Raw genomic sequence first — 19278 nt, 5'->3', positions numbered from 1 at the left:
TGCGCTTCTCTTTTGGAATCAGCCGGTTAGTTCCCGGGGGATGCTCGACGTCGATCATCGAACCCGTCACGACTGCCTTCGGCGATGGCATGTCCCTGCGTTAACGGCCGATTTACAACTCTGCGCTTCGTCGCGACTATGGTCTGTGGCGCTCGTCATACGCTACGGGAGGGGGATATGGATAGCACGCGGAAGCTCTGGGTCGGCTTGGCGGTATTGCTCATCACCTCGTTTGGCGTCTTGCTGTGGGCCGGAACGGAGATCTTCCGGGCGGCCCCGCCGGTGCCCGAGCGCGTGCAGGCGGAAGATGGCCGCACGCTCTACACCCGGGCCGATATCGAACTGGGCCGGCAGGTCTGGCAGTCGGTGGGCGGCATGCAATTGGGTTCCATCTGGGGCCATGGCGGCTACGTGGCCCCGGACTGGAGCGCGGACTGGCTGCACCGCGAAGCCATGGCCGTGCTCGACCAGTGGGCGCGCGCCAGCGGAGCCGACGGCTTCCGCAGCCTGCCCGCAGAACAGCAGGGAATGCTGCGGGCACGTCTGGAACCGCTGATGCGGCGCAACAGCTACGACCCCGACACCCGGACCATCGTGCTGCCGGCGGTGCGTGCAGAAGCCATCGCCGAGGTGGCCGCGCATTACGAGAGCCTGTTCGGCAATGCCCCGGAAACGGCTTCGCTGCGCGAGGCGTACGCGATGAAGAACGACACGGTGCCCGATGCCGCGCATCGGAAGGCACTGACGGCGTTCTTCTGGTGGACGGCATGGGCCGCGGGTACGGAGCGCCCCGGCCGGTCCGGCGAAACCCTGGCGGTCGACCAGGCCGGCGTCGCACCGCAGCGGGTCACCTATACCAACAACTGGCCCAGCGAGCCCTTGATCGGGAACCGGCCGGCGCCTTCGCTCTGGGTGTGGTCCGCCTTCAGCGTGCTTTTCCTGATCGCCGGCATCGCCCTGCTGGGCTGGCATCATGCCCGGACCCACGAGGATGACCCGCCTGCCCTGCCCGCTACGGATCCGCTGGCCACGCTTCGCATCACTCCCTCCATGCGCGCGACGGCCAAGTACTTCTGGGTGGTCCTGGCGCTGTTCCTGGTGCAGATCCTGCTCGGCGCGATCACCGCCCACTACCAGGTCGAGGGACAGGTCGCCTACGGCTACCCGCTGTCCGAGGTCCTGCCCTACTCCATCACCCGCACCTGGCACACCCAGCTGGCCGTCCTGTGGATCGCGGTGGCCTGGCTGGCCACGGGCCTTTACATCGCGCCAGCGATGTCGGGCCATGAACCCAGGTACCAGCGGTTCGGCGTCAATTTCCTCTTCGTCTGCCTGCTCGTCATCGTGGTGGGCTCGTTTGCCGGCCAATGGATGGCCATCCAGCAGAAGCTGGGGCTGGATCACAACTTCTGGTTCGGCCACCAGGGTTGGGAGTACGCCGACATGGGCCGCTTCTGGCAATGGTTCCTGTTCGTGGGCCTGCTGCTGTGGCTGACCCTGGTCGGACGGGCCCTGTGGCCCGTATTGCGCGGCGCCAGCGGTCCGACCCGCACCGTCGTCGGGCTGATGTTCCTGTCCACGATCTGCATCGGGCTGTTCTTCGCCTCGGCACTGATGTGGGGCGAGCGCACCCACATCTCCGAGGTCGAGTACTGGCGCTGGTGGCTGGTCCACTTGTGGGTGGAAGGCTTCTTCGAGGTTTTCGCCGCGGCGGTCATGGCGCTGATCTTCGTGCGCCTTGGTCTGGTGGGTGCGAAGTCGGCGTCCACGGCCGTCCTGTTCGCCACCATCGTCTTCATGTCCGGCGGCGTGCTCGGGACCCTGCACCATCTGTATTTCGTGGGCACGCCGACGGCCGTCGTCGCGCTCGGCGCCAGCTTCAGCGCACTGGAGGTCGTGCCGCTGGCGTACCTGGGCTTCGAGGCCTACCACACCTACCGGATGGGCAAGGCCACGCCGTGGATGACGCGGTACCGCTGGCCAATCCTGTTTTTCATCGCGGTGTCCTTCTGGAACCTGGTGGGCGCCGGACTGTTCGGCTTCCTCATCAATCCGCCGTTGTCGCTCTATTTCATGCAGGGATTGAACCTGACCCCGCTGCACGGCCACACCGCCCTGTTCGGCGTCTACGGCATGCTCGGCATCGCCCTCGTCCTGTTCTGCATGCGCGGCCTGCGCGGCCAAATGCAATGGAACACCGGCGCGCTGAAAACGGCCTTCTGGTGCCTGAACATCGGGCTGGCGCTGATGGCGCTGCTGACCTTGCTGCCATTGGGCACGATGCAACTGCTCGCGGCCATCGAGCACGGCTACTACTACGCGCGATCGGCGGAATTCATGCAGAAGCCCATCGTCGAGATGCTGGTATGGATGCGCGTACCGGGCGACGTGATCTTCAGCGTCGGCGCGATCGCGCTGGCGTGGTTCGTGTTCCGGCTCTGGGTTGCGCCGCGAAGCGCGCCTTCGGCCGACGGAGCCGAAGAACATGGCCTGGAGCGGTGATATCCCGGCCGGTTGATCGCCATGCCGGGAACATGGCGATCGAGGGATTGCGCCGCGTCGTCGCGTTGGCCGAGGAATTTCCCTGAAGCTTCACCGCTTTCGGAGGAACCGATGACGCCGACGTAGCCGACCTGCGTTGCCCGGGGCGCGCAGGGTCGCTGACGGTGCCAAGCCACGAAGCCGGATCGCCATCCGTGCATTTCTTGACATGGTCTTCACATCGCAAACGCGTTGGCCTGATGGCTCTCCGCCCTGCGTTGTGAATGGCAAACCGGCTGCCATGCGGTAGCCAACAACCCATCGGCAAACTACAACTCACAGGGGGTTGCAGCTTAACCATCGCGATCGCGCGCATGGGGCCCGTTACGGATCGCTCTGCCGGCGACGGCAGCGACCAGGGCCCGTGCACCGGGAGGCATTACGATGACACGGGAACAGGCCCAGCCCCTCGACGCCGCAACGGCATGGACCGAGGAAGCCGATCCCGACTTCCGCCCGCTGCACGGCATGCTCGGCGCATCGCCGGCGTTCCGGCGGATGACCGATGCGATCCGCATGCTCGCCCGGTCCGATGCGCCGGCGCTGATCGACGGCGAAACCGGCTCCGGCAAGGAACTGGCCGCCCGTGCGGTGCATTACCTCAGCGAGCGCCGCGCCCGCCCCTTCGTGCCGGTGAATTGCGGCGCGATCCCGGAAGCCCTGCTCGAGTCGGAACTGTTCGGCCACGTCCGTGGCGCCTTCACCGACGCACGCGGTTCGCGCACCGGCCTGGTGACGCATGCCGAAGGCGGCACGCTGTTCCTCGACGAGATCGACACCCTGCCCGCCAAGGGCCAGGTCGCGCTGTTGCGCTTCCTGCAGGACCGGCGGTACCGGCCATTGGGCCAGTCCGGCGAGCTGGTTTCCAACGCGCGGATCATCGCCGCCAGCAACAAGGGCCTCGAGCGCGAAGTCGAACAAGGCCGTTTCCGCAGCGACCTGCTGTATCGCCTGAACATCCTGCGCCTGCGCGTGCCGCCATTGCGCGAGCGCGGCGAAGACATCCTGTACCTGGCGCAGCATTTCGCCGCGATCTACGCCAAACGCTACGGCCTGTGCAGCCATGGCATCGGCGCCGGACTGCGCGACTGGCTGCAGCAACACCATTGGCCCGGCAACGTGCGCGAGCTGGAAAACACCATCCACCGCCTGGTCCTGCAGTGCGACGGCGAGATCCTGCATGATCCGGAACTGGGCGCGGAGGTTCCGGGCGACGGCCGCCCCGGCGATTTCAAGAGCGCGAAGGCCGAGGCGATCGCCTCGTTCGAAAAGAACTACCTCGCGCTCGTGCTCGCGCAAACCGGCGGCAACGTCAGTGCGGCGGCACGCCTGGCCCAGACCGACCGGCGCGCGCTCGGGCGCCTGTTGAAGAAGCACGGCGTCGATTGCGACCGCTACCGCGGCAGCTGAACCGATCGCGCTTCCCCGCCATCCGCGACCGCCCTGGTTCGTGGCGCGATGCCGCGCGCACGGGCATTGCGGTTGCCCGCGGGCACGGGCCGGGCGATTGCCGCCCCGGTGGTAGGGAGGATTCGTCCCACCCGCCCTCGCCCGCCTGCGCGGCCATTTCCGGGGATTTTCCTGCATCCGGAGCGCGGACGGCTGCGCACTTCCGGACCCAACCCGTTTCAAGAACATTCTTCAACCAGTTGATTCCGATGATGTTTTAGATCTGGCATGGACCCTGCTCCACTGCATGCAAACGGGTCACACCAGGTGCAGCCATGTCGGCAAGCGCAGGGCGGTCGCTAGGCGAACTCCACGACGCGCTGCGCGGCTACATCGCCCGGCACCCGAACGCCGCCGACGGGCTGGACGGCATCCGCTGGTGGTGGTTGCCGCCGCACCTGCAGGGTGTGACCCGCGAACGCTTGCACGAGGCGCTGATGGACCTGGTCGAACGCAACGAAATGCTTTGCACCGCCCTGCCGGACGGCACCGAACTGTACGCGCGCGCGGTTGCGAACCACGACGCGCGCGAACGCAATGGCCATATCCACTCCGTCGTCCCGGCCCCGACGACATCCCCCGAACCGAAGGAGTAGCTTCAATGCCAGCGACTCTCACCTACCCCGGCGTCTACATCGAGGAAGTCCCCAGCGGCGTGCGCACGATCACCGGCGTGGCGACGTCGATAGCGCTGTTCATCGGCTGGGCCGCCCGCGGTCCGCTCGACAAGGCGGTGCGCATCACCAGCTTCGCGGAATACGAGCGCCATTTCGGCGGACTCGACCTGCGCACGCTGCTCGGCTACTCGGTCAAGCACTTCTTCGACAACGGCGGCGGCGACGCCTACGTGTTGCGCCTGGCCAGCACGGAAGCGGAAGACGACGAAGACAACGCCGCGAGCGCCGGCGCCAGCAGCGGCGACCTGTCCTTCGCCGCCAGTTCCCCGGGCGCATGGGCCAACGACTATCGCGTGCGCATCACCCAACGCACGGACGACACCACGCGTTTCAAGCTGGAGGTGCTCGACGATCCCGTCGACGACAACGCCGTCGTCGAAACCTTCGAGAACCTGTCGATGGACCCGACCGATCCGCGCTTCGTCGAGGACGTGATCAATGGCCGTTCGCTGGCGATCACCGTCGACGCCACGGGCACGACGACGCCTTCGGACGGCACCACCGACCTCGACGGAACCGACAGCGGCAGCGACGGAGTGGTCTGGAGCGCTACCGACGGCGATTTCCACACCGCGCTGCTGGCGAGTTTCGGGCTGGGTACGCCAACCGACCGCATCGACCTGTTCAACCTGGTGTGCGTGCCGGGCCTGACCGATCCGGACACGGTGACGACGCTGCAGACGCGCTGCCGCGAACGTCGCGCCTTCCTGATCGTCGATGCGCCGGAAGGCACGCCTGTCGCCGACATGCCCGACGTGCAATCCGACCTGGCCGGCACGGACGGCAACTACGCAGCGCTTTATTACCCGTGGATCCGCTCGCCGGATCCGCTCAAGCAGGGCGCGAGGCGCCCGTTCCCGCCCTGCGGCTTCGTCGCGGGCGTATATGCGCGCACCGACGCAGGCCGCGGCGTGTGGAAGGCGCCTGCCGGGATCGATGCCGGGATCAATGGCGCATCGGAACTGGAGCTGGCGCTCAGCAACGCCGAGAACGGGCAACTGAACCCGCTCGGGATCAACTGCCTGCGTTCGCCGCCGGTATACGGCTCGGTGGTGTGGGGTGCGCGCACCCTGCACGGCCACAACGACCGCGCTTCGGAATGGAAATACGTGCCGGTGCGGCGCATGGCGCTGTTCCTCGAGGAAAGCCTGTACCGCGGCACGCAGTGGGTGGTGTTCGAGCCCAACGACGAGCCGCTGTGGGCGCAGATCCGCCTGAACATCGGCGCCTTCATGCAGAACCTGTTCCGCCAGGGCGCGTTCCAGGGCAGCACGCCGCGCGAAGCGTACTTCGTCAAGTGCGACCGCGAGACCACCACGCAGAACGACATCAACCTCGGCATCGTCAACATCCACGTCGGCTTCGCCCCGCTGAAGCCCGCCGAATTCGTGGTGATCAAGCTGCAGCAGATCGCCGGCAACATCGCCGCCTGAGGAGCGAACGACCATGGCCCAGTTTTCCGTCAATCCGACGCGCTTCGATCCGTACAAGAACTTCAAGTTCCGGCTGAAATGGGACGGCCGCTACGTGGCCGGCATCAGCAAGTGCTCGGCGCTCAAGCGCAGCACCGAAGTGGTCGAGCACCGCGAAGGCGGCGACCCGAGCACCTCGCGCAAGTCGCCCGGGCGCAGCAAGTACGAGCCGGTCACGCTGGAACGCGGCGTGACCCACGACACCGAGTTCGAGAAGTGGGCGAACAAGGTGTGGAACTACGGTTCCGGCCTCGGCGCCGAGGTTTCGCTGAAGGATTTCCGCAAGGACATCATCCTGGAGGTCTACAACGAGGCCGGCCAGCTGGTGCTGGCCTACAGGATCTACCGCTGCTGGGTCTCGGAATACCAGGCCCTGCCCGACCTCGACGCCAACGCCAACGCGGTCGCGATCCAGACGCTGAAGCTCGAGAACGAGGGCTGGGAACGCGACTACGAAGTCACCGAACCGGCCGAGCCGGTCTTCACCGAGCCGGCCTGATGCGGGGCGAAGCGCTGCTGCTGGCCATGTGGGAAGGCGCGCTCGGCCGTCGCGGCGCGCAACGCGAACAGGCGCTGCTCGACGCCACGCCGCGCTCGCTGCCGGAACGCAACCTGCTGGCACTGCGCCGCTACGCGCAGTTGTTCGGGCCGGCGGCGGAGCTGGTCGGGCACTGCGCGCATTGCGGCGCGACGGTGGAGTTCATGATCGACGCCGGGCAGTACGCCGGCGCGCTCGCGCAGGACGCAGCCGGGAACGACGCCGGGGAAACCCGCTGGCACGAACTGGAAGCAGGGAACGGCGCCACGCCGCGCTTCCGCCTGCCGGTGCCGGCCGACCTGCATGCACTGGATGCGTTCGACGATCCGGACGCCTTCGCCGAGGCGCTGTTGGCCCGCTGCGTGGACGGCGGCATGCCGGCGGATGCCGAAACGCGCGATGCGATCAGCCGGCGCATGGAGGCGCTGTTGCCCGGCGCGCTGCTCTCGTTCTCGCTGCACTGCCCCGACTGCGGCGGCACCTGGAACGCACCGCTGGACCCGCTGGAACTGCTGTGGCGCGAACTGCGCCTGCGCGTCGAGCGCCTGTTGTCCGACATCGCCGCGCTGGCGCGCGGTTTCGGCTGGAGCGAGCGCGACATCCTCGAACTCGGCCCGATGCGCCGCGCCGCCTACCTGCAACTGCTGGCCGCCTGAGGACGCCATGCCCGACTTCCTGCGCCAGCCCGCCCCCCGCCAGGCCGATGCCCTGCAGCCGGCATCGCCGCTGCGGCCCATGGCCTGGCCGGGCCCGGCAGCCGCCATGGACGGCATCGAGCCACAGGACGGCGCGACGATGCATGCGCACGACGAAGCCGCAGATCGCCCGGGCGTCCCCGCGCTTCCGCCAACCGCCCACCGGCAATCGCCGGTTGCGGGCGAGCCGCCGCTCGCCGCGCTTCCATCGCAACCTCGGCAAGTCGCGCCTGCGCATCGGCTCCGTGGCGAGACGAACGCGACGGCACAGGCATCGACCGCCGAGCCGGCCGCGGCACGTCTGCAATCGCCCCGCATCGCGACGGCACCGGTCCGTGTCGCCGAACCGCCGTTCGCCGCCATCGACGATGTTCGACAACCACTGCAGGCCGACCCTCCGGCCATCGCACGGCCTTCCGCGGATCCGGCAGGAATTGCCGCCGTCGCCGCACCGATCTCGCCGGCCACGGTCGCCCGCTTCGTGCAGGAACACGCCTCCCCCGCCCCGCCACCGGCGATCCACGTCAGCATCGACCGCATCGACGTGCGCGCGCGTTCCGCCGCGCCATCCCCCGCGGCATCGAGGCCGCGGGCGATGCGCGAACCGCAGAGCCTGCACGACTACCTGCGGGGGAAGGCGACGCCATGAGCTCGCCGCTGGCCATCGGCGCGGTCAGCGCGGTGCTGCGCAACCTGCTCGACGACGCGATGATCACCAGCGCCGTCCCGGCGCTGGGCACCACGGTCAGCGTCAGCGCGGTCGCGCCCGATACCATCGACCTCGACGACGGCAACGCATCGCCGCGGCTCAACCTGTTCCTGCACCAGGTCACGCCGAACAGCGGCTGGCGCAACGCCGCGCTGCCCTCGCGCACGCCATCCGGCGAACGCGCCACCAACGCGCCGCTGGCGCTGGACCTGCATTACCTGGTGACCGCCTACGGCCGCGAGGATTTCCAGGCCGAGATCCTGCTCGGCTACGCGATGCACGTGCTGCACGAACGGCCGTGGCTGGACCGCGCCTCGATCCGCACCGCGCTCAATTCCAACCCGCTCAACGTCGGCATGCTGCCGCCCGCGTTCCAGGCGCTGTCGCAATCGGACCTGGCCGACCAGGTGGAGGCGATCAAGATCACCCCGGCCGCGCTGGGCACCGACGAGATGAGCAAGCTGTGGTCGGCGATCCAGAGCCACTACCGGCCGACCGCGGCGTACCAGGTATCGGTGGTGCTGATCGAAGGCACGCGTCCGGCGCGCAGCCCGTTGCCGGTGCTGTCGCGCGGCCGCGTCGACGAGGACACGCAGCGCGACGAAGGCGTGCGGGTCAACCCCGACCTGCTGCCGGCGACGCCGACCCTGCTCGGCGTCGAGCCGCCGAACAAGCAGAAGACCGCGCGGCTGGGCGAGACCGTGACCGTCACCGGCGTGCGCCTGTCCGGTACCGGCACGCGCGTGCGCCTGGCGCACCGGCTGCGCGAAACGCCGCTGGAAATCGCCGTGACCGTCGATGCGGCCGGGAAGCGCTTCGAACTGGCGCTGCCGAACGACCCCGCCGCGCAATCCGACTGGCCGGCCGGCACTTGGGCGATGAGCCTGCTGCTGACGCCCGACGGCGAGGACGAGGAGCGCGAAAGCAACGCCATACCGCTGCAGATCAGCGCCGCGCCGGTCATAACGGCCAGCGGTGCGCCGCTGAACCTGCCGGCGGCTAGCGTCGTGCGCGGCGCAATGCCGCCGCGGGTGCGGGAGACGCTCGCCTCGCGGCCGCAGGTCCGGCGCGAACAGCGCGCCGTGCTGATGCTCGGTTCGGCGCAGGGCAACGCCAACCCGCGCTCCGCGGACGCGGACCCGCTGGTGTTCGATTTCCCGGACGAACTCGCCGCCGGAACCTACCCGGTGCGACTGCGGGTGGACGGCATCGACAGCGAACTGATCGTCATCGCGGAAGGACAGGCACCGGTGTTCGACCCGGCGCAAAGGCTGACGGTGCCGGCATGAACGTGCACACGCGCATCGCCACCGAAGCGCCGAGCTGGGCAGAACGCAACCAGCGCTGGCTGGTCGCGCGCATCGCGCGATTGCGCGAACGGATCGAGCGCCTCCAGGCCGGCGATGCGGCAGCGACCGACCTTGTCGAAGCCGATGCCGACGCCGAAGTCGATTTCGGCCCGGCGCTGGAGCGCTGCGCCGAATTGTTCGGCCTGAGCCGCTTCGAACGCGACGTGTTGCTTCTCTGCGCCGGCGCCGCGCTCGACGCCGACCTGGCGCGGGTGGTGGCCGCCGTCGGCGGGCACGCCGACGGTGCGCCGACGTTCTCGCTGGCGATGTCGTTGCCCGGCGAACCGCACTGGGATGCGATGTCGCCGCAGGCGCCGTTGCGCTACTGGCGGCTGCTGTCGCTGGACGGCGGCAACCCAAGCCGCGCCGCGATGCGCATCGACGAACGCGTGCTGCACTACCTGACCGGCGTCGCCGCGATCGACGAGCGGCTCGACGGCATGCTCGAGATCGTGTCGGCGCCGCCCGCCGTCGCGCCACCCGACTGGGTGGCACAAGCCGTCGCCGCGCTGGCCAGCGGCACGAACTGCGTGCAGTTGCACCGGCCCGGCGCCGCACCGACGCGCGAACAGATCCTGCCGCTGCTCGCCGCGACCGGGCATGCGGCGTTGTGGCTGCGCGACCTGCCGGACGACCCGCTCGCCCTCGCCCGAACCCTGCGCCTGGTCGACCGCGAAGCGGCGCTGTCGCAGGCGCTGGTCGTGCTCGACGCGCGCGACGGCATTCCCGCCGCGCTGCCGGCGCAGGTGCAGGCGCGACTGCGCAGCGCGCTGGTCGTGGTCGGCGGCGAGCCGGCCAGCGCCCCGGACCTGCGCCTGCGGCGCATCGCGTTGCCGGCATGGACGCCAGCGGAACAAGCGGCCGAACTGGTGCAGCGGTCCCGCCGCCTCGGCGCGACGCCGGACGAAGTCGACCTGCACGCGGCGTTCGCCGAAGCCTGCGAGCAGTTCGCGCTGTCCGACCCGCGCGCGCTCGACGAAGTCGCCACCCTGGTTGCCGGCGCGGGACCGGACCCGCGGTGCGCGGCGGAACAGGCCTGGCGGGCGTTGCGCGAACACAGCCGCGACGGCCTCGACGCGCTCGCCCAGCGCATCGATTCGGGCACGACGCTCGACGACCTGGTGCTGCCCGACGCGCAGCTTGCCATGCTGCGCGACATCGGCCGGCAACTGCGGCACCGGCGCCGCGTGTACCGCGACTGGGGTTTCGCCGCGCGTTCGTCGCGCGGGCTGGGACTGGCCGCGCTGTTCGCCGGCGAAAGCGGCACCGGCAAGACCATGGCCGCCGAGGCGATCGCGAATGCCGCCGGGCTCGACCTGTACCGGGTCGACCTGGCCAGCACGGTCAGCAAGTACATCGGCGAAACCGAGAAGAACCTCAAGCGCATCTTCGATGCCGCGGAAGCCAGCGGCGCGGTGCTGCTGTTCGACGAAGCCGATGCGCTGTTCGGCAAGCGCAGCGAGGTCAAGGACAGCCACGACCGCTACGCCAACATCGAAACCGCCTACCTGCTGCAACGGATCGAGGCCTACCGCGGCCTCGCGATCCTGACCACCAACATGAAGAACGCGCTGGACAAGGCCTTCCTGCGGCGAATCCGCTTCGTCGTGCAGTTCCCGTTCCCGGACGAAGCCGCGCGCGTCGAACTGTGGCGGCGCCAGTTCCCGGCGCAGGCGCCGCTGGACCCGGAGATCCGCTGGGAGCCGCTGGCGCGGCTGCAGCTCGCCGGCGGGCACATCCGCGGCATCGCGCTCAATGCGGCGTTCATGGCCGCGCACGAAGACGCCGCGATCTCGCAACGCCACCTGACCGCGGCCGCGCACGCCGAACTGGCCAAGCTGGAACGCAGCCCGGGCACGCAGACCGGAGGCCGCGGATGAACCGGGAACGTTCCGCCGCTTCCGCGGTCCACCTGCGCATCGGCCGGCTGCTGGTCGATGCGGACGTGCTGCCGAACGGCATCGCGCCGGGCGACCTGCAGGCGCGCCTGCAGGAGGCGCTGGCCATGCGCTTCGCGGAATCCGGTTTCGCCGGCCGCGATGTATCCGGCTGGCTCGACGCCACCGCCGGCGCGATCGAGACGCGGGTGCGGGACGCGCTGCCGGGGACGGCAACATGAGCCTGCTCGCCGCACCGGTCGCGCGGCAGGCCACGCCGATACCGCAGCGGCGCATCCAGCGTGCCTGCCAGTGCGGCGGCAGCTGCGACAAATGCCGCAAGAAGAAACTGCAGCGCGACGCCGACGGCGCTGCAGTGGCGGCGTTGCCGATGCCCGCCGGCCTCGACCGCGGCGGCACGCCGCTGGCGCGGCCGCTGCGGCAACGCCTGGAACCGCTGTTCGGCACCGGCTTCGCCGACGTGCGCGTGCACGACGACGCGGCCAGCCACCAGGCCGCGGACGGCCTGCGCGCCAATGCCTTTACCTGGGGCCAGCACATCCACTTCGGCGCCGGCCGCTTCCGACCGGACAGCGAGCGGGGCCTGCACCTGCTCGCGCACGAACTGACCCATACCGTGCAGCAGCGCGGCAGCGCGCCGGCCGCCGCGGCCGACGGCATCGAAGTCGATGCGCCGGATACGCCGATGGAACGCGAAGCCGACGCCAGCGCCGATGCCGTCGTCGCCGGCCTGCATGCCCGCATCCGCACCGGCGGCATGGCCGGCGTGCAGGCGAAACTGCAACGCGCCCCGCTCAACGGAACCGTCGAACGCAAGATCGACGAGTTCACCACCATCAGCATCACCCGCAACCTGGTCGCGCAGAGATGCCGGGAGCAGGCGGTGACGACAGCGACCCCGCGCAAGAAGATCTTCTTCTGGGACGAGGACGCGCAGGCCGTTGGCCTGAACTACAGCATCTGCAACGGCAAGGTGCAGCTGGAAACCGGGGCGTCCCTCGACTACTCCGATGTCGAGCGCGCCGCGCGCGACCTCATCGGCCGGGTCCGTCGCGATCCGGCTGCCGGCAACGACGCCCTGCGCGACGCCGTGAACAGCGCCTCGCTGTCTGCCAACGGCCACATCACCTTCACCGTCAGCAGGACCCTGGAAGTCAAGGCGACGTCGGAATCCAGCGCCGGCGTGCAGCAGCAATCCGCGCAGGTCAGGCTGCGGGTGCTGGTGAACACCGCCAGCGACAAGGTGCAGGTGCTGGTCGAAGGCGGCGCCGGCATCACGCAGGACCAGGTGCGCAAGGAAGTCGAAACCTTCGTGCGCGGCCAGCTCAACCTCGGGCCGGTCGCCATCGAGGTCAAGTTCACCCATACCGACACCACGCCGGGCGGCGCCCCCGGCACGTCGCAGAACGTGCTCGAAGGCCGGATCGGCACCGGCCCGATCAACGTCGGGCCGGGCACGCTGGACCTCGGTTGCGGCTTCACCCGCATCGGCAACGAACCGCCCGTTTTCACCTGCGGTCCGCGCGTCACCGGGAAACCCGACAAGCCGAAGAAGGTGGATTGCTTCGAATGCGTCTGCCCGCCACCGAAGCCCGAATACACGTGCCGGCGCACGGTCAAGGCGCACGACAAGCTGGAGCGCGAGGCGCGCACGTCGATCGTCAAGCTGCTCTACAAGTACGACCGGGCGGTTCCGGCCAAGCAGGACGACTTCGAGGGCCAGATCGAAGGCATCGGCAGCATGGTCCTCCGGGGCGACTACACCGTGCGGCGCATCGACGGCTTCGCCTCGCCGGAAGGGCCCAATCCGGAAAAGACCACCGAGTACAACAGGGACCTGAGCGAAAGGCGCGCCAGGCACGCCCATGCCGCGATCTCGAAAGCCATCGGCACGGGCGCGAAAACGCCGCTGCCGCCGGCCATCGGACGCGGCGAATTGCTGGGCGAATCCTCGAAGCGACCGGGCGATGAAGCCAGGAACACGGAGCTGGTCGCGGAACTGAAGGCCCGCCTGGAAGGCAGGAGCGACGAGGAAAAACTCGACGTGCTCGGCATCTCCGAAGCGGCGCGCAAGGATCCCGGGCAACGCAGGCAGGTGCTGGCCGACATCCAGGCCTTCATCGACGGCAAGGACGAAAAAGGCGCGCTGTCGCGCCGCGCACGCTGGGAAAAGATATTCCCGCCGCTGCGCCGGGTCGAGGTGGAGCTGTACCAGCCGGAGATAAAGACGCCGGTGAAGGACAGCGACGACCCGCAGGCCTGCGCCGACGAGGACAAGGCGTACGCCGACGCTCGGCTCGGCGAAATACCCGTCGAGCAACGCGTACCGCTCGAGGAATGCAGGCGATGAACCGGGACAACGACCTGCCCCCGCCGCAATCCGCATCGCGGCAGCGCATGCGGGCACCGGACGTGCGCAGGGCGCTGGACGCCCCTGCCGTCGCGCTGCCGCCCGCCCTGAACGGCGAACTCGCGCGGCACTACGGCCGCGACTTCGGCGACGTGCGCATCCACGCCGATGCCGAGGCGGGCGCCTCGGCGCTGGCGCTCGGCGCCGAGGCCTACACCGTCGGCCGCGACATCGTGTTCGCGCCCGGCGCCTACCGGCCCGGCAGCATCGAAGGCCGCCGCCTGGTCGCGCACGAAGCCGCGCACGTGCTGCAGCAGGACGGGCGGGTTGCCGCGGGCGGCGCATTGCGCGTCGATGCGCACGACAGCGCGGCCGAGCACGAGGCCGAGCGCGCGGCGACGGGATTCGGCCGGCCGGAAAGCGCGGCGACGCAGGCGCCGCGGCCGCGGCATGGGCCACCGACCCTGCAGCGCTCGTTGTTCGGTTCGATCGTCGGCGGGTTGCTCGGCGGCGGCGCGGGCGCCGGCATCGGCATCGCCATCGGTTCGCTGCTCGGCCCGGTCGGCATGGTCGTCGGCGGCATCGTCGGCGGACTCGCCGGCCTGGTCGGCGGTGCGATCGTCGGCGACCTCGCCTCGCGCCGCAGCCGCGGCCTGAGCAGCGCCGAGAAGACCTACCTGCGCGAGATCTTCCGCGACTCGGTCGACTACGACGCGGTCACCATCACCCGCGGCAGCGCGCTGTCCGCCGGCGCGGCGCGGACCACCGGCAACACCATCAACCTGCAGGACGAACATTTCGTCGGCGACACCCTGGACCTGTCGGACGCCGGCACGCTGGTCCTGGCGCACGAGATGGGCCACGTCTGGCAATACCAGAACGGCGGCCTGGCCTACATCCCGTCCAGCCTGATTCCGCAGATCAAGGCCGCGGTCACCGGCGGCGACCGCAACGCGGCCTACAACTGGCGCGACGCGGTGCGCAACCACATCGACTGGGCCGACTGGAACGCCGAGCAGCAGGCCGAATGCATCTCCGACTACAACGAAGCGCTGCGCCGGCTGAACGCGGACGCCTATTCCGCCGATGCCGAAGGCGGCCAGCAACGGCTGCGCGACATCGAGACCGTGGTCCTGGCCGAGCCGTACATCGAGCTGGTGCGCGCGCGGGTCGGCGCACCCGGCTCGTCGCGGCGGCGGCGCGAGCCGTCAGCGACGCCGGCGGATGCGGGGGGCGCGCCGGGAGCCGGGCGTCGGTCCGCATCGAGCGCCGCGCGACGACCGATGCCGCGGGGCGCGCGTCGCCATACCGCTCCGTGCCCGGCACCATCGCGGCGAAACCCGCACGGCTGCAAATCGGCGCAGCCGATGGTGCCGGCGAGCGGGAAGCGGAGCGGGCTGCCGATGCGGTGGCCGACGGACGCACGCCGCGCGTGCAGGCATGGCCGGACGGAAATACCCCGCCCTCCCCCGCCGTTTCCCTTCACGACGATGCAGCCGCAAGCATGGACGCGGCGCTGGCCGGCAGCGGGCAGCCGCTGGAGCGTTCCAGTCGCGAGTTGATGGAAGCGCGTTTCCGCCGCGATTTCTCGCAGGTGCGCGTGCATGCCGATGATTCCGCAGCCGCTTCCGCCGAAGCATTGCAGGCCCATGCCTATACGACGGGCCACGACATCGTGTTCAACCGCGGCGCCTACGCGCCGCATACGCAAGCCGGCCACCGCCTGCTGACCCACGAGCTGGCGCACGTGGTGCAGCAATCGGCGCTGTCCGGCGCGCCGCATCCGCTGCGGCGATTGATCCAGCGCCAGCCGACCTCGTTGTCGGCGATCCCGGCAGCCGAACGCCGCGCCATCCACGTCGGCACGACCGCGGTGACGGTACCGACGGCGCGGATCACCGCGTTCTTCACGATCATGCCGAGCGGCCGGCCCAGCGAATCGCGCTCGGTCGGCGCGACCAACAGCTTCGATCCTGCGATCCCGGCCGCGCTGCACACCGGGCTGGGCAGCATCGCCGCCTGGATCGCCGGCGACACCAACGCGCTGCCGTTGAACAGCAGCATCGAGGTCGACCTGGACCTGAGCGCGCACGGCGGTGCGCGCACCACCTATCGGTTCACCCATTTCACCCACACCACCGGCAGCGGGAGTACCGCGAGTTCGGCGACGATCATGCTGATCGAACAGGTCGGCGCCACGCTGGCCGCGCCTGCGGCGCAGACCGTGCCGACCAGCGGGACCTTCACGGTCGGCTCAAGCAGCTTCACCGTCAGCGGCAATTGGACCGACGCCGACTACACCACGCTGCACCAGGCGCTGGATCTGCTGCCGGCGGCATCGCTGACCGCCGCGGCCGGCCTCACATTCCGTCGCATCGGCACGGGCACCGGCGCGGAAGGCGGGCACTACGACAGCGCCACCGACACGGTGGAACTCAACAACCTCGCCTTCCCCGCATCCAGCGACCTGCGCGTCGGGCAGCGCCCGCTGGCGGTGCGCAACGTGCTGCACGAAGTCGGCCACGCGATCGACCTGCGCGTGCTCGAACGCGCCTGGCAGGCCTACAACAGCGCCGGCCAGACCCCGGCCGCACGACGCACGCTGCTGGCCGTGCGTTCCCCATCCGGCAGCCGTTGGGGCGCCGCCGCCGACGGCAGCGGCAACGACGAAATCCAGGAGAACGCCGGCGATGCATCGCCCGCCTTCCGCGCCGCGGTGCGCCGCGACGGCGTGCGCCGCGACACCAGCGGTTCCCGCACCACGCCAGAGGGCACCACCGCCACGCTCAGCGGCGGCGTCACGACCTATTCGGATACCGACTACCAGGAGATGTACGCCGAATCGTTCGCGATGTACGTCGGGGCGCGGGAAACGCTGCGCCAGTTGCGGCCGGCCACCTTCGCCTATTTCCAGAGCCTGTATCCCTGAGCCGCGACCATGAGCCTTTCTTCTTCCCCGAAACTGATCAAGGGCGGCCTGGTGATCCTGCCGCCCGGCGGCAACGGCGCGCCGCGGCGCACGATCGCGCTGCAGTACAACCCGGATTCGCTGTCGCGCAGCTACCAGGTGCAGGGCACCGGCGGCGAAGGCGGCGGCGAGCGCGCGCAACCGTTCCGGCTGAAGGGGCCGGCGATCGAAACCCTGCGCATCGAAGCCGAGATCGACGCGACCGACCAGTTGGAACGGCCCGGCGACAACTCCACCGCCGTGCGCCACGGCATCGCCCCGCAGATCGCGGCGCTGGAATCGCTGGTGAACCCATCGGTCGACGAGCTGCTGGCACTGGACGCGCTGGCCTCCGGCGGCGCGCTCGAGATCCTGCCGCCCGAAGCGCCGCTGGTGCTGTTCGTGTGGGGCCGCAACCGCGTCGCGCCGGTGCGCGTGACCGAGCTGTCGGTGACCGAGGAAGCCTTCGACGCCGCGCTCAACCCGATCCGCGCCAAGCTCAGCCTGGGCCTGCGCGTGCTGTCCACCGACGACCTCGGCTTCCGCCACCGCGGCGGATCCCTGTTCGTCAACCACCTGCGCACGCGCGAATCGCTGGCCGGCCAGTCGGCCAGCGCCGCGCTGGAAACGCTGGGCCTGGACGCCCTGCCCTGAGGAACCGACGATGAGCACCGATCCGATCCAGTTGCTGATCGACGCGGGCGCGATCCCCAGCGAGCCCTTCGACCCGATGAGCCGCTACCGCGGCGTGCCGCTGGCGCTGTTCGAGCGCGGCGCCGGCGAGCCGCCGCTGCCGTTCGTGCGCCGCCGCTTCATCCCGCAGCGCCGCGACATCTCGATCGCGGTGGAAGCGACCGTCGCCGCGTTCGACCGCCCCGACCTGCTCGCCGCGCGCGCCCTCGGCGAACCGTTGCTGTACTGGCGCATCGCCGACGCGAACGCCGTCGCCGATCCGTTCGAACTGAGCGATCGCCCCGGCGAGCGCGTCGCCATTCCGGGGGGCGCGGCCTGAGCATGGACGTGCGTGGCGTCAAGCTGAAGCTGCTGATCGGCCCGGTGCCGGTACCGGCGCCGCGCGAGATCGTCGAGGCGCTGGTCTCGGCGAAGGTCGAGGCCGGCTCCGGCGACGCGCAGAGCGGTTTCGAACTGACCTTCGAACTGCCGGCGCGTTCGCCGCTGCGCACGCTGTTCCTGATCAGCGGCGGCGGTGGCGGCGTGCCGCTGATGCGCGTGGTGCTGGTGGTGACCATCAACGGCCGCGACGAAGTCATCGCCGACGGCATGGCGACGAACGTGGACACCGTGCCCGGCGAAGGCGGCGTGGGCAAGCTGGTGGTCAAGGGCAAGGACCTGTCGGCGCTGATGGACGTGATCGAGATCCCCGGCCTGCCGTTCCCGGCGATGCCGCCGTCGCTGCGGGTGCTGGCGATCCTCGCCAAGTACGCGGCGCTGGGCGTGGTGCCGATGGTGATCCCGAGCATCGTCGACGAGCCGCCGTTGCCGACCGAGCGCATTCCGTCGCAGCAGGGCTCCGACTACGCCTACGTCAAGCGCCTGGCCGGCGAGGCCGGCTACGTCTTCTACGTCGAACCCGGCCTCGCGCCGGGCAACAGCATCGCCTACTGGGGCCCGGAGGTGCGCGTCGGCGAACCGCAGCCGGCGCTGACCACCGGCATGGACGCGCTGACCAACGTCGAGCAACTGTCGTTCAACTTCGACCGCGAACGCAAGAAGATGCCGATCGTCTATTTCCAGGAAGCCAACAGCAAGGTCGGCATCCCGGTATTGATCCCCGACGTCACTCCGCTGAACCCGCCGCTGGGCGCGATCCCGCCGCTGCCGCCGAAGATCGAGAAGCTGGCCGACACCGCGCACCTGGGCGTGGCCGGCGCGCTGGCCAGGGGCCTGGCTTTCGCCGGGCAGAACAGCGATTCGGTGTTCGGCAGCGGCCAGCTCGACGTGGCCCGCTACGGCCGCCTGCTGAAGTCGCGGCGTCTGGTCGGCGTGCGCGGCGCCGGCCTGCCGTTCGACGGCCTGTACTACGTCAAGAGCGTCAGCCACCAGATCGAACGCGGCGCGTACCGGCAGAGCTTCTCGCTGGCGCGCAACGGCCTGATCTCCACGATCCCGACGGTGCCGACATGAGCGATGCACGCTTCTACGGCAAGTTCCGCGGCTCGGTACGCAACAACGTCGACCCGATGATGAAGGGCCGGCTGCTGGTCGAGGTGCCCGACGTCGGCGGCAACCTGCTCAGCAGCTGGGCGATGCCGTGCCTGCCGGTGGCGGGCATGAACATGGGCATGTTCACCGTGCCGCCGATCGGCGCCGGCGTTTGGGTCGAGTTCGAACGCGGCGATCCCGACTATCCGGTGTGGGTCGGCGGCTACTACGCCGAGGCCGACATCCCGGTGCTGGCGCGAATGGTGCCGCCCGGCGTGTCCGGGATCACCCTGCAGACGCTGGCGAAGAACGGCCTGGTGATCAGCGACGTGCCCGGCCCCACCGGCGGCATCCTGATCCAGACCAGCGGCGGCGCGATGATCTCGGTCAGCGACGTCGGCATCGTCATTTCCAACGGCAAGGGCGCGACGATCAACATGACCGGCCCGACCGTCGACATCAACCTCGGCGCGCTGACGGTGGTGTGAGA

The 19278-nt window shown here is 69.8% G+C and carries 17 protein-coding genes; all 17 read left to right on the top strand.

Translation table 11 applies throughout. The features are described 5' to 3' along the window. Positions 1 to 177: 177 nt before the first annotated feature. The 17 genes from CSC71_RS10935 (at position 178) to CSC71_RS10855 (ending at position 19276) form a co-directional block, all read left to right on the top strand. Complete coding sequence (locus CSC71_RS10935; protein WP_162374409.1) at positions 178 to 2502, top strand: nitric-oxide reductase large subunit; 2325 nt, start codon at positions 178 to 180, stop codon at positions 2500 to 2502. Between the two features lie 423 nt (positions 2503 to 2925). Beyond that, positions 2926 to 3951 carry a sigma-54 interaction domain-containing protein gene (locus CSC71_RS10930; protein WP_246192162.1) on the top strand — a complete coding sequence of 342 codons (1026 nt, stop codon included), beginning with the start codon at positions 2926 to 2928 and terminating at the stop codon, positions 3949 to 3951. Positions 3952 to 4265: 314 nt separating this feature from the next. Then, entirely contained in the window at positions 4266 to 4586 is a 321-nt protein-coding gene (locus tag CSC71_RS10925; protein ID WP_162374408.1) for a hypothetical protein, read from the top strand. Between the two features lie 5 nt (positions 4587 to 4591). Then, positions 4592 to 6100 (top strand): phage tail sheath subtilisin-like domain-containing protein, encoded by a 1509-nt coding sequence (locus CSC71_RS10920; RefSeq protein ID WP_162374407.1) that lies wholly within the window; start codon positions 4592 to 4594, stop codon positions 6098 to 6100. A 13-nt stretch (positions 6101 to 6113) separates the two neighbouring features. Next, positions 6114 to 6638, top strand: coding sequence for a phage tail protein (locus tag CSC71_RS10915; protein WP_162374406.1), 525 nt, complete (start codon positions 6114 to 6116; stop codon positions 6636 to 6638). Then, entirely contained in the window at positions 6638 to 7333 is a 696-nt protein-coding gene (locus CSC71_RS10910; RefSeq protein WP_162374405.1) for a hypothetical protein, read from the top strand. Before CSC71_RS10915 ends, CSC71_RS10910 begins: the two co-directional genes overlap by 1 nt. Before the next feature lie 7 nt (positions 7334 to 7340). Beyond that, a complete protein-coding gene (locus CSC71_RS10905) occupies positions 7341 to 8021 on the top strand; it encodes a hypothetical protein (protein ID WP_162374404.1) in 681 nt (226 codons plus the stop codon). Then, complete coding sequence (locus tag CSC71_RS10900; protein ID WP_162374403.1) at positions 8018 to 9370, top strand: Pvc16 family protein; 1353 nt, start codon at positions 8018 to 8020, stop codon at positions 9368 to 9370. The genes CSC71_RS10905 and CSC71_RS10900 overlap by 4 nt, the downstream gene beginning before the upstream one ends. After that, the gene (locus CSC71_RS10895) at positions 9367 to 11310 is read left to right on the top strand and encodes an AAA family ATPase (protein WP_162374402.1); all 1944 of its coding nucleotides are present in this window, start codon (positions 9367 to 9369) and stop codon (positions 11308 to 11310) included. The genes CSC71_RS10900 and CSC71_RS10895 overlap by 4 nt, the downstream gene beginning before the upstream one ends. Beyond that, entirely contained in the window at positions 11307 to 11549 is a 243-nt protein-coding gene (locus CSC71_RS10890) for a hypothetical protein (RefSeq protein WP_162374401.1), read from the top strand. Before CSC71_RS10895 ends, CSC71_RS10890 begins: the two co-directional genes overlap by 4 nt. Next, complete coding sequence (locus CSC71_RS10885; protein ID WP_162374400.1) at positions 11546 to 13678, top strand: eCIS core domain-containing protein; 2133 nt, start codon at positions 11546 to 11548, stop codon at positions 13676 to 13678. Before CSC71_RS10890 ends, CSC71_RS10885 begins: the two co-directional genes overlap by 4 nt. Continuing rightward, entirely contained in the window at positions 13675 to 15240 is a 1566-nt protein-coding gene (locus CSC71_RS10880; protein WP_211367989.1) for an eCIS core domain-containing protein, read from the top strand. The genes CSC71_RS10885 and CSC71_RS10880 overlap by 4 nt, the downstream gene beginning before the upstream one ends. Then, a complete protein-coding gene (locus tag CSC71_RS10875; protein WP_162374398.1) occupies positions 15183 to 16607 on the top strand; it encodes an eCIS core domain-containing protein in 1425 nt (474 codons plus the stop codon). Before CSC71_RS10880 ends, CSC71_RS10875 begins: the two co-directional genes overlap by 58 nt. A 9-nt stretch (positions 16608 to 16616) precedes the next feature. Then, complete coding sequence (locus tag CSC71_RS10870; protein WP_162374397.1) at positions 16617 to 17279, top strand: CIS tube protein; 663 nt, start codon at positions 16617 to 16619, stop codon at positions 17277 to 17279. 10 nt (positions 17280 to 17289) lie between these two features. Next, positions 17290 to 17637 (top strand): Base plate wedge protein 53, encoded by a 348-nt coding sequence (locus CSC71_RS10865; RefSeq protein WP_162374396.1) that lies wholly within the window; start codon positions 17290 to 17292, stop codon positions 17635 to 17637. A gap of 2 nt (positions 17638 to 17639) precedes the next feature. Next, entirely contained in the window at positions 17640 to 18770 is a 1131-nt protein-coding gene (locus CSC71_RS10860; protein ID WP_170295397.1) for a hypothetical protein, read from the top strand. Then, positions 18767 to 19276: a phage baseplate assembly protein V gene (locus CSC71_RS10855; protein ID WP_162374395.1), complete on the top strand. Its 510-nt coding sequence runs from the start codon at positions 18767 to 18769 to the stop codon at positions 19274 to 19276. The genes CSC71_RS10860 and CSC71_RS10855 overlap by 4 nt, the downstream gene beginning before the upstream one ends. Positions 19277 to 19278: the final 2 nt, after the last annotated feature.

The organism is Pseudoxanthomonas sangjuensis (assembly GCF_010211755.1).
Classification (GTDB): domain Bacteria; phylum Pseudomonadota; class Gammaproteobacteria; order Xanthomonadales; family Xanthomonadaceae; genus Pseudoxanthomonas_A; species Pseudoxanthomonas_A sangjuensis.
The sequence above is the reverse complement of the archived record's forward strand: the minus strand, read 5'-3'. Positions and strand labels throughout refer to the sequence as shown.

What these genes read in the sequence shown, in the direction of transcription:
- CSC71_RS10935 (WP_162374409.1), top strand. Translation starts at nt 178, where the DNA reads ATGGATAGCACGCGGAAGCTCTGGGTCGGCTTGGCGGTATTGCTCATC.
- CSC71_RS10930 (WP_246192162.1), top strand. Translation starts at nt 2,926, where the DNA reads ATGACACGGGAACAGGCCCAGCCCCTCGACGCCGCAACGGCATGGACC.
- CSC71_RS10925 (WP_162374408.1), top strand. Translation starts at nt 4,266, where the DNA reads ATGTCGGCAAGCGCAGGGCGGTCGCTAGGCGAACTCCACGACGCGCTG.
- CSC71_RS10920 (WP_162374407.1), top strand. Translation starts at nt 4,592, where the DNA reads ATGCCAGCGACTCTCACCTACCCCGGCGTCTACATCGAGGAAGTCCCC.
- CSC71_RS10915 (WP_162374406.1), top strand. Translation starts at nt 6,114, where the DNA reads ATGGCCCAGTTTTCCGTCAATCCGACGCGCTTCGATCCGTACAAGAAC.
- CSC71_RS10910 (WP_162374405.1), top strand. Translation starts at nt 6,638, where the DNA reads ATGCGGGGCGAAGCGCTGCTGCTGGCCATGTGGGAAGGCGCGCTCGGC.
- CSC71_RS10905 (WP_162374404.1), top strand. Translation starts at nt 7,341, where the DNA reads ATGCCCGACTTCCTGCGCCAGCCCGCCCCCCGCCAGGCCGATGCCCTG.
- CSC71_RS10900 (WP_162374403.1), top strand. Translation starts at nt 8,018, where the DNA reads ATGAGCTCGCCGCTGGCCATCGGCGCGGTCAGCGCGGTGCTGCGCAAC.
- CSC71_RS10895 (WP_162374402.1), top strand. Translation starts at nt 9,367, where the DNA reads ATGAACGTGCACACGCGCATCGCCACCGAAGCGCCGAGCTGGGCAGAA.
- CSC71_RS10890 (WP_162374401.1), top strand. Translation starts at nt 11,307, where the DNA reads ATGAACCGGGAACGTTCCGCCGCTTCCGCGGTCCACCTGCGCATCGGC.
- CSC71_RS10885 (WP_162374400.1), top strand. Translation starts at nt 11,546, where the DNA reads ATGAGCCTGCTCGCCGCACCGGTCGCGCGGCAGGCCACGCCGATACCG.
- CSC71_RS10880 (WP_211367989.1), top strand. Translation starts at nt 13,675, where the DNA reads ATGAACCGGGACAACGACCTGCCCCCGCCGCAATCCGCATCGCGGCAG.
- CSC71_RS10875 (WP_162374398.1), top strand. Translation starts at nt 15,183, where the DNA reads ATGGACGCGGCGCTGGCCGGCAGCGGGCAGCCGCTGGAGCGTTCCAGT.
- CSC71_RS10870 (WP_162374397.1), top strand. Translation starts at nt 16,617, where the DNA reads ATGAGCCTTTCTTCTTCCCCGAAACTGATCAAGGGCGGCCTGGTGATC.
- CSC71_RS10865 (WP_162374396.1), top strand. Translation starts at nt 17,290, where the DNA reads ATGAGCACCGATCCGATCCAGTTGCTGATCGACGCGGGCGCGATCCCC.
- CSC71_RS10860 (WP_170295397.1), top strand. Translation starts at nt 17,640, where the DNA reads ATGGACGTGCGTGGCGTCAAGCTGAAGCTGCTGATCGGCCCGGTGCCG.
- CSC71_RS10855 (WP_162374395.1), top strand. Translation starts at nt 18,767, where the DNA reads ATGAGCGATGCACGCTTCTACGGCAAGTTCCGCGGCTCGGTACGCAAC.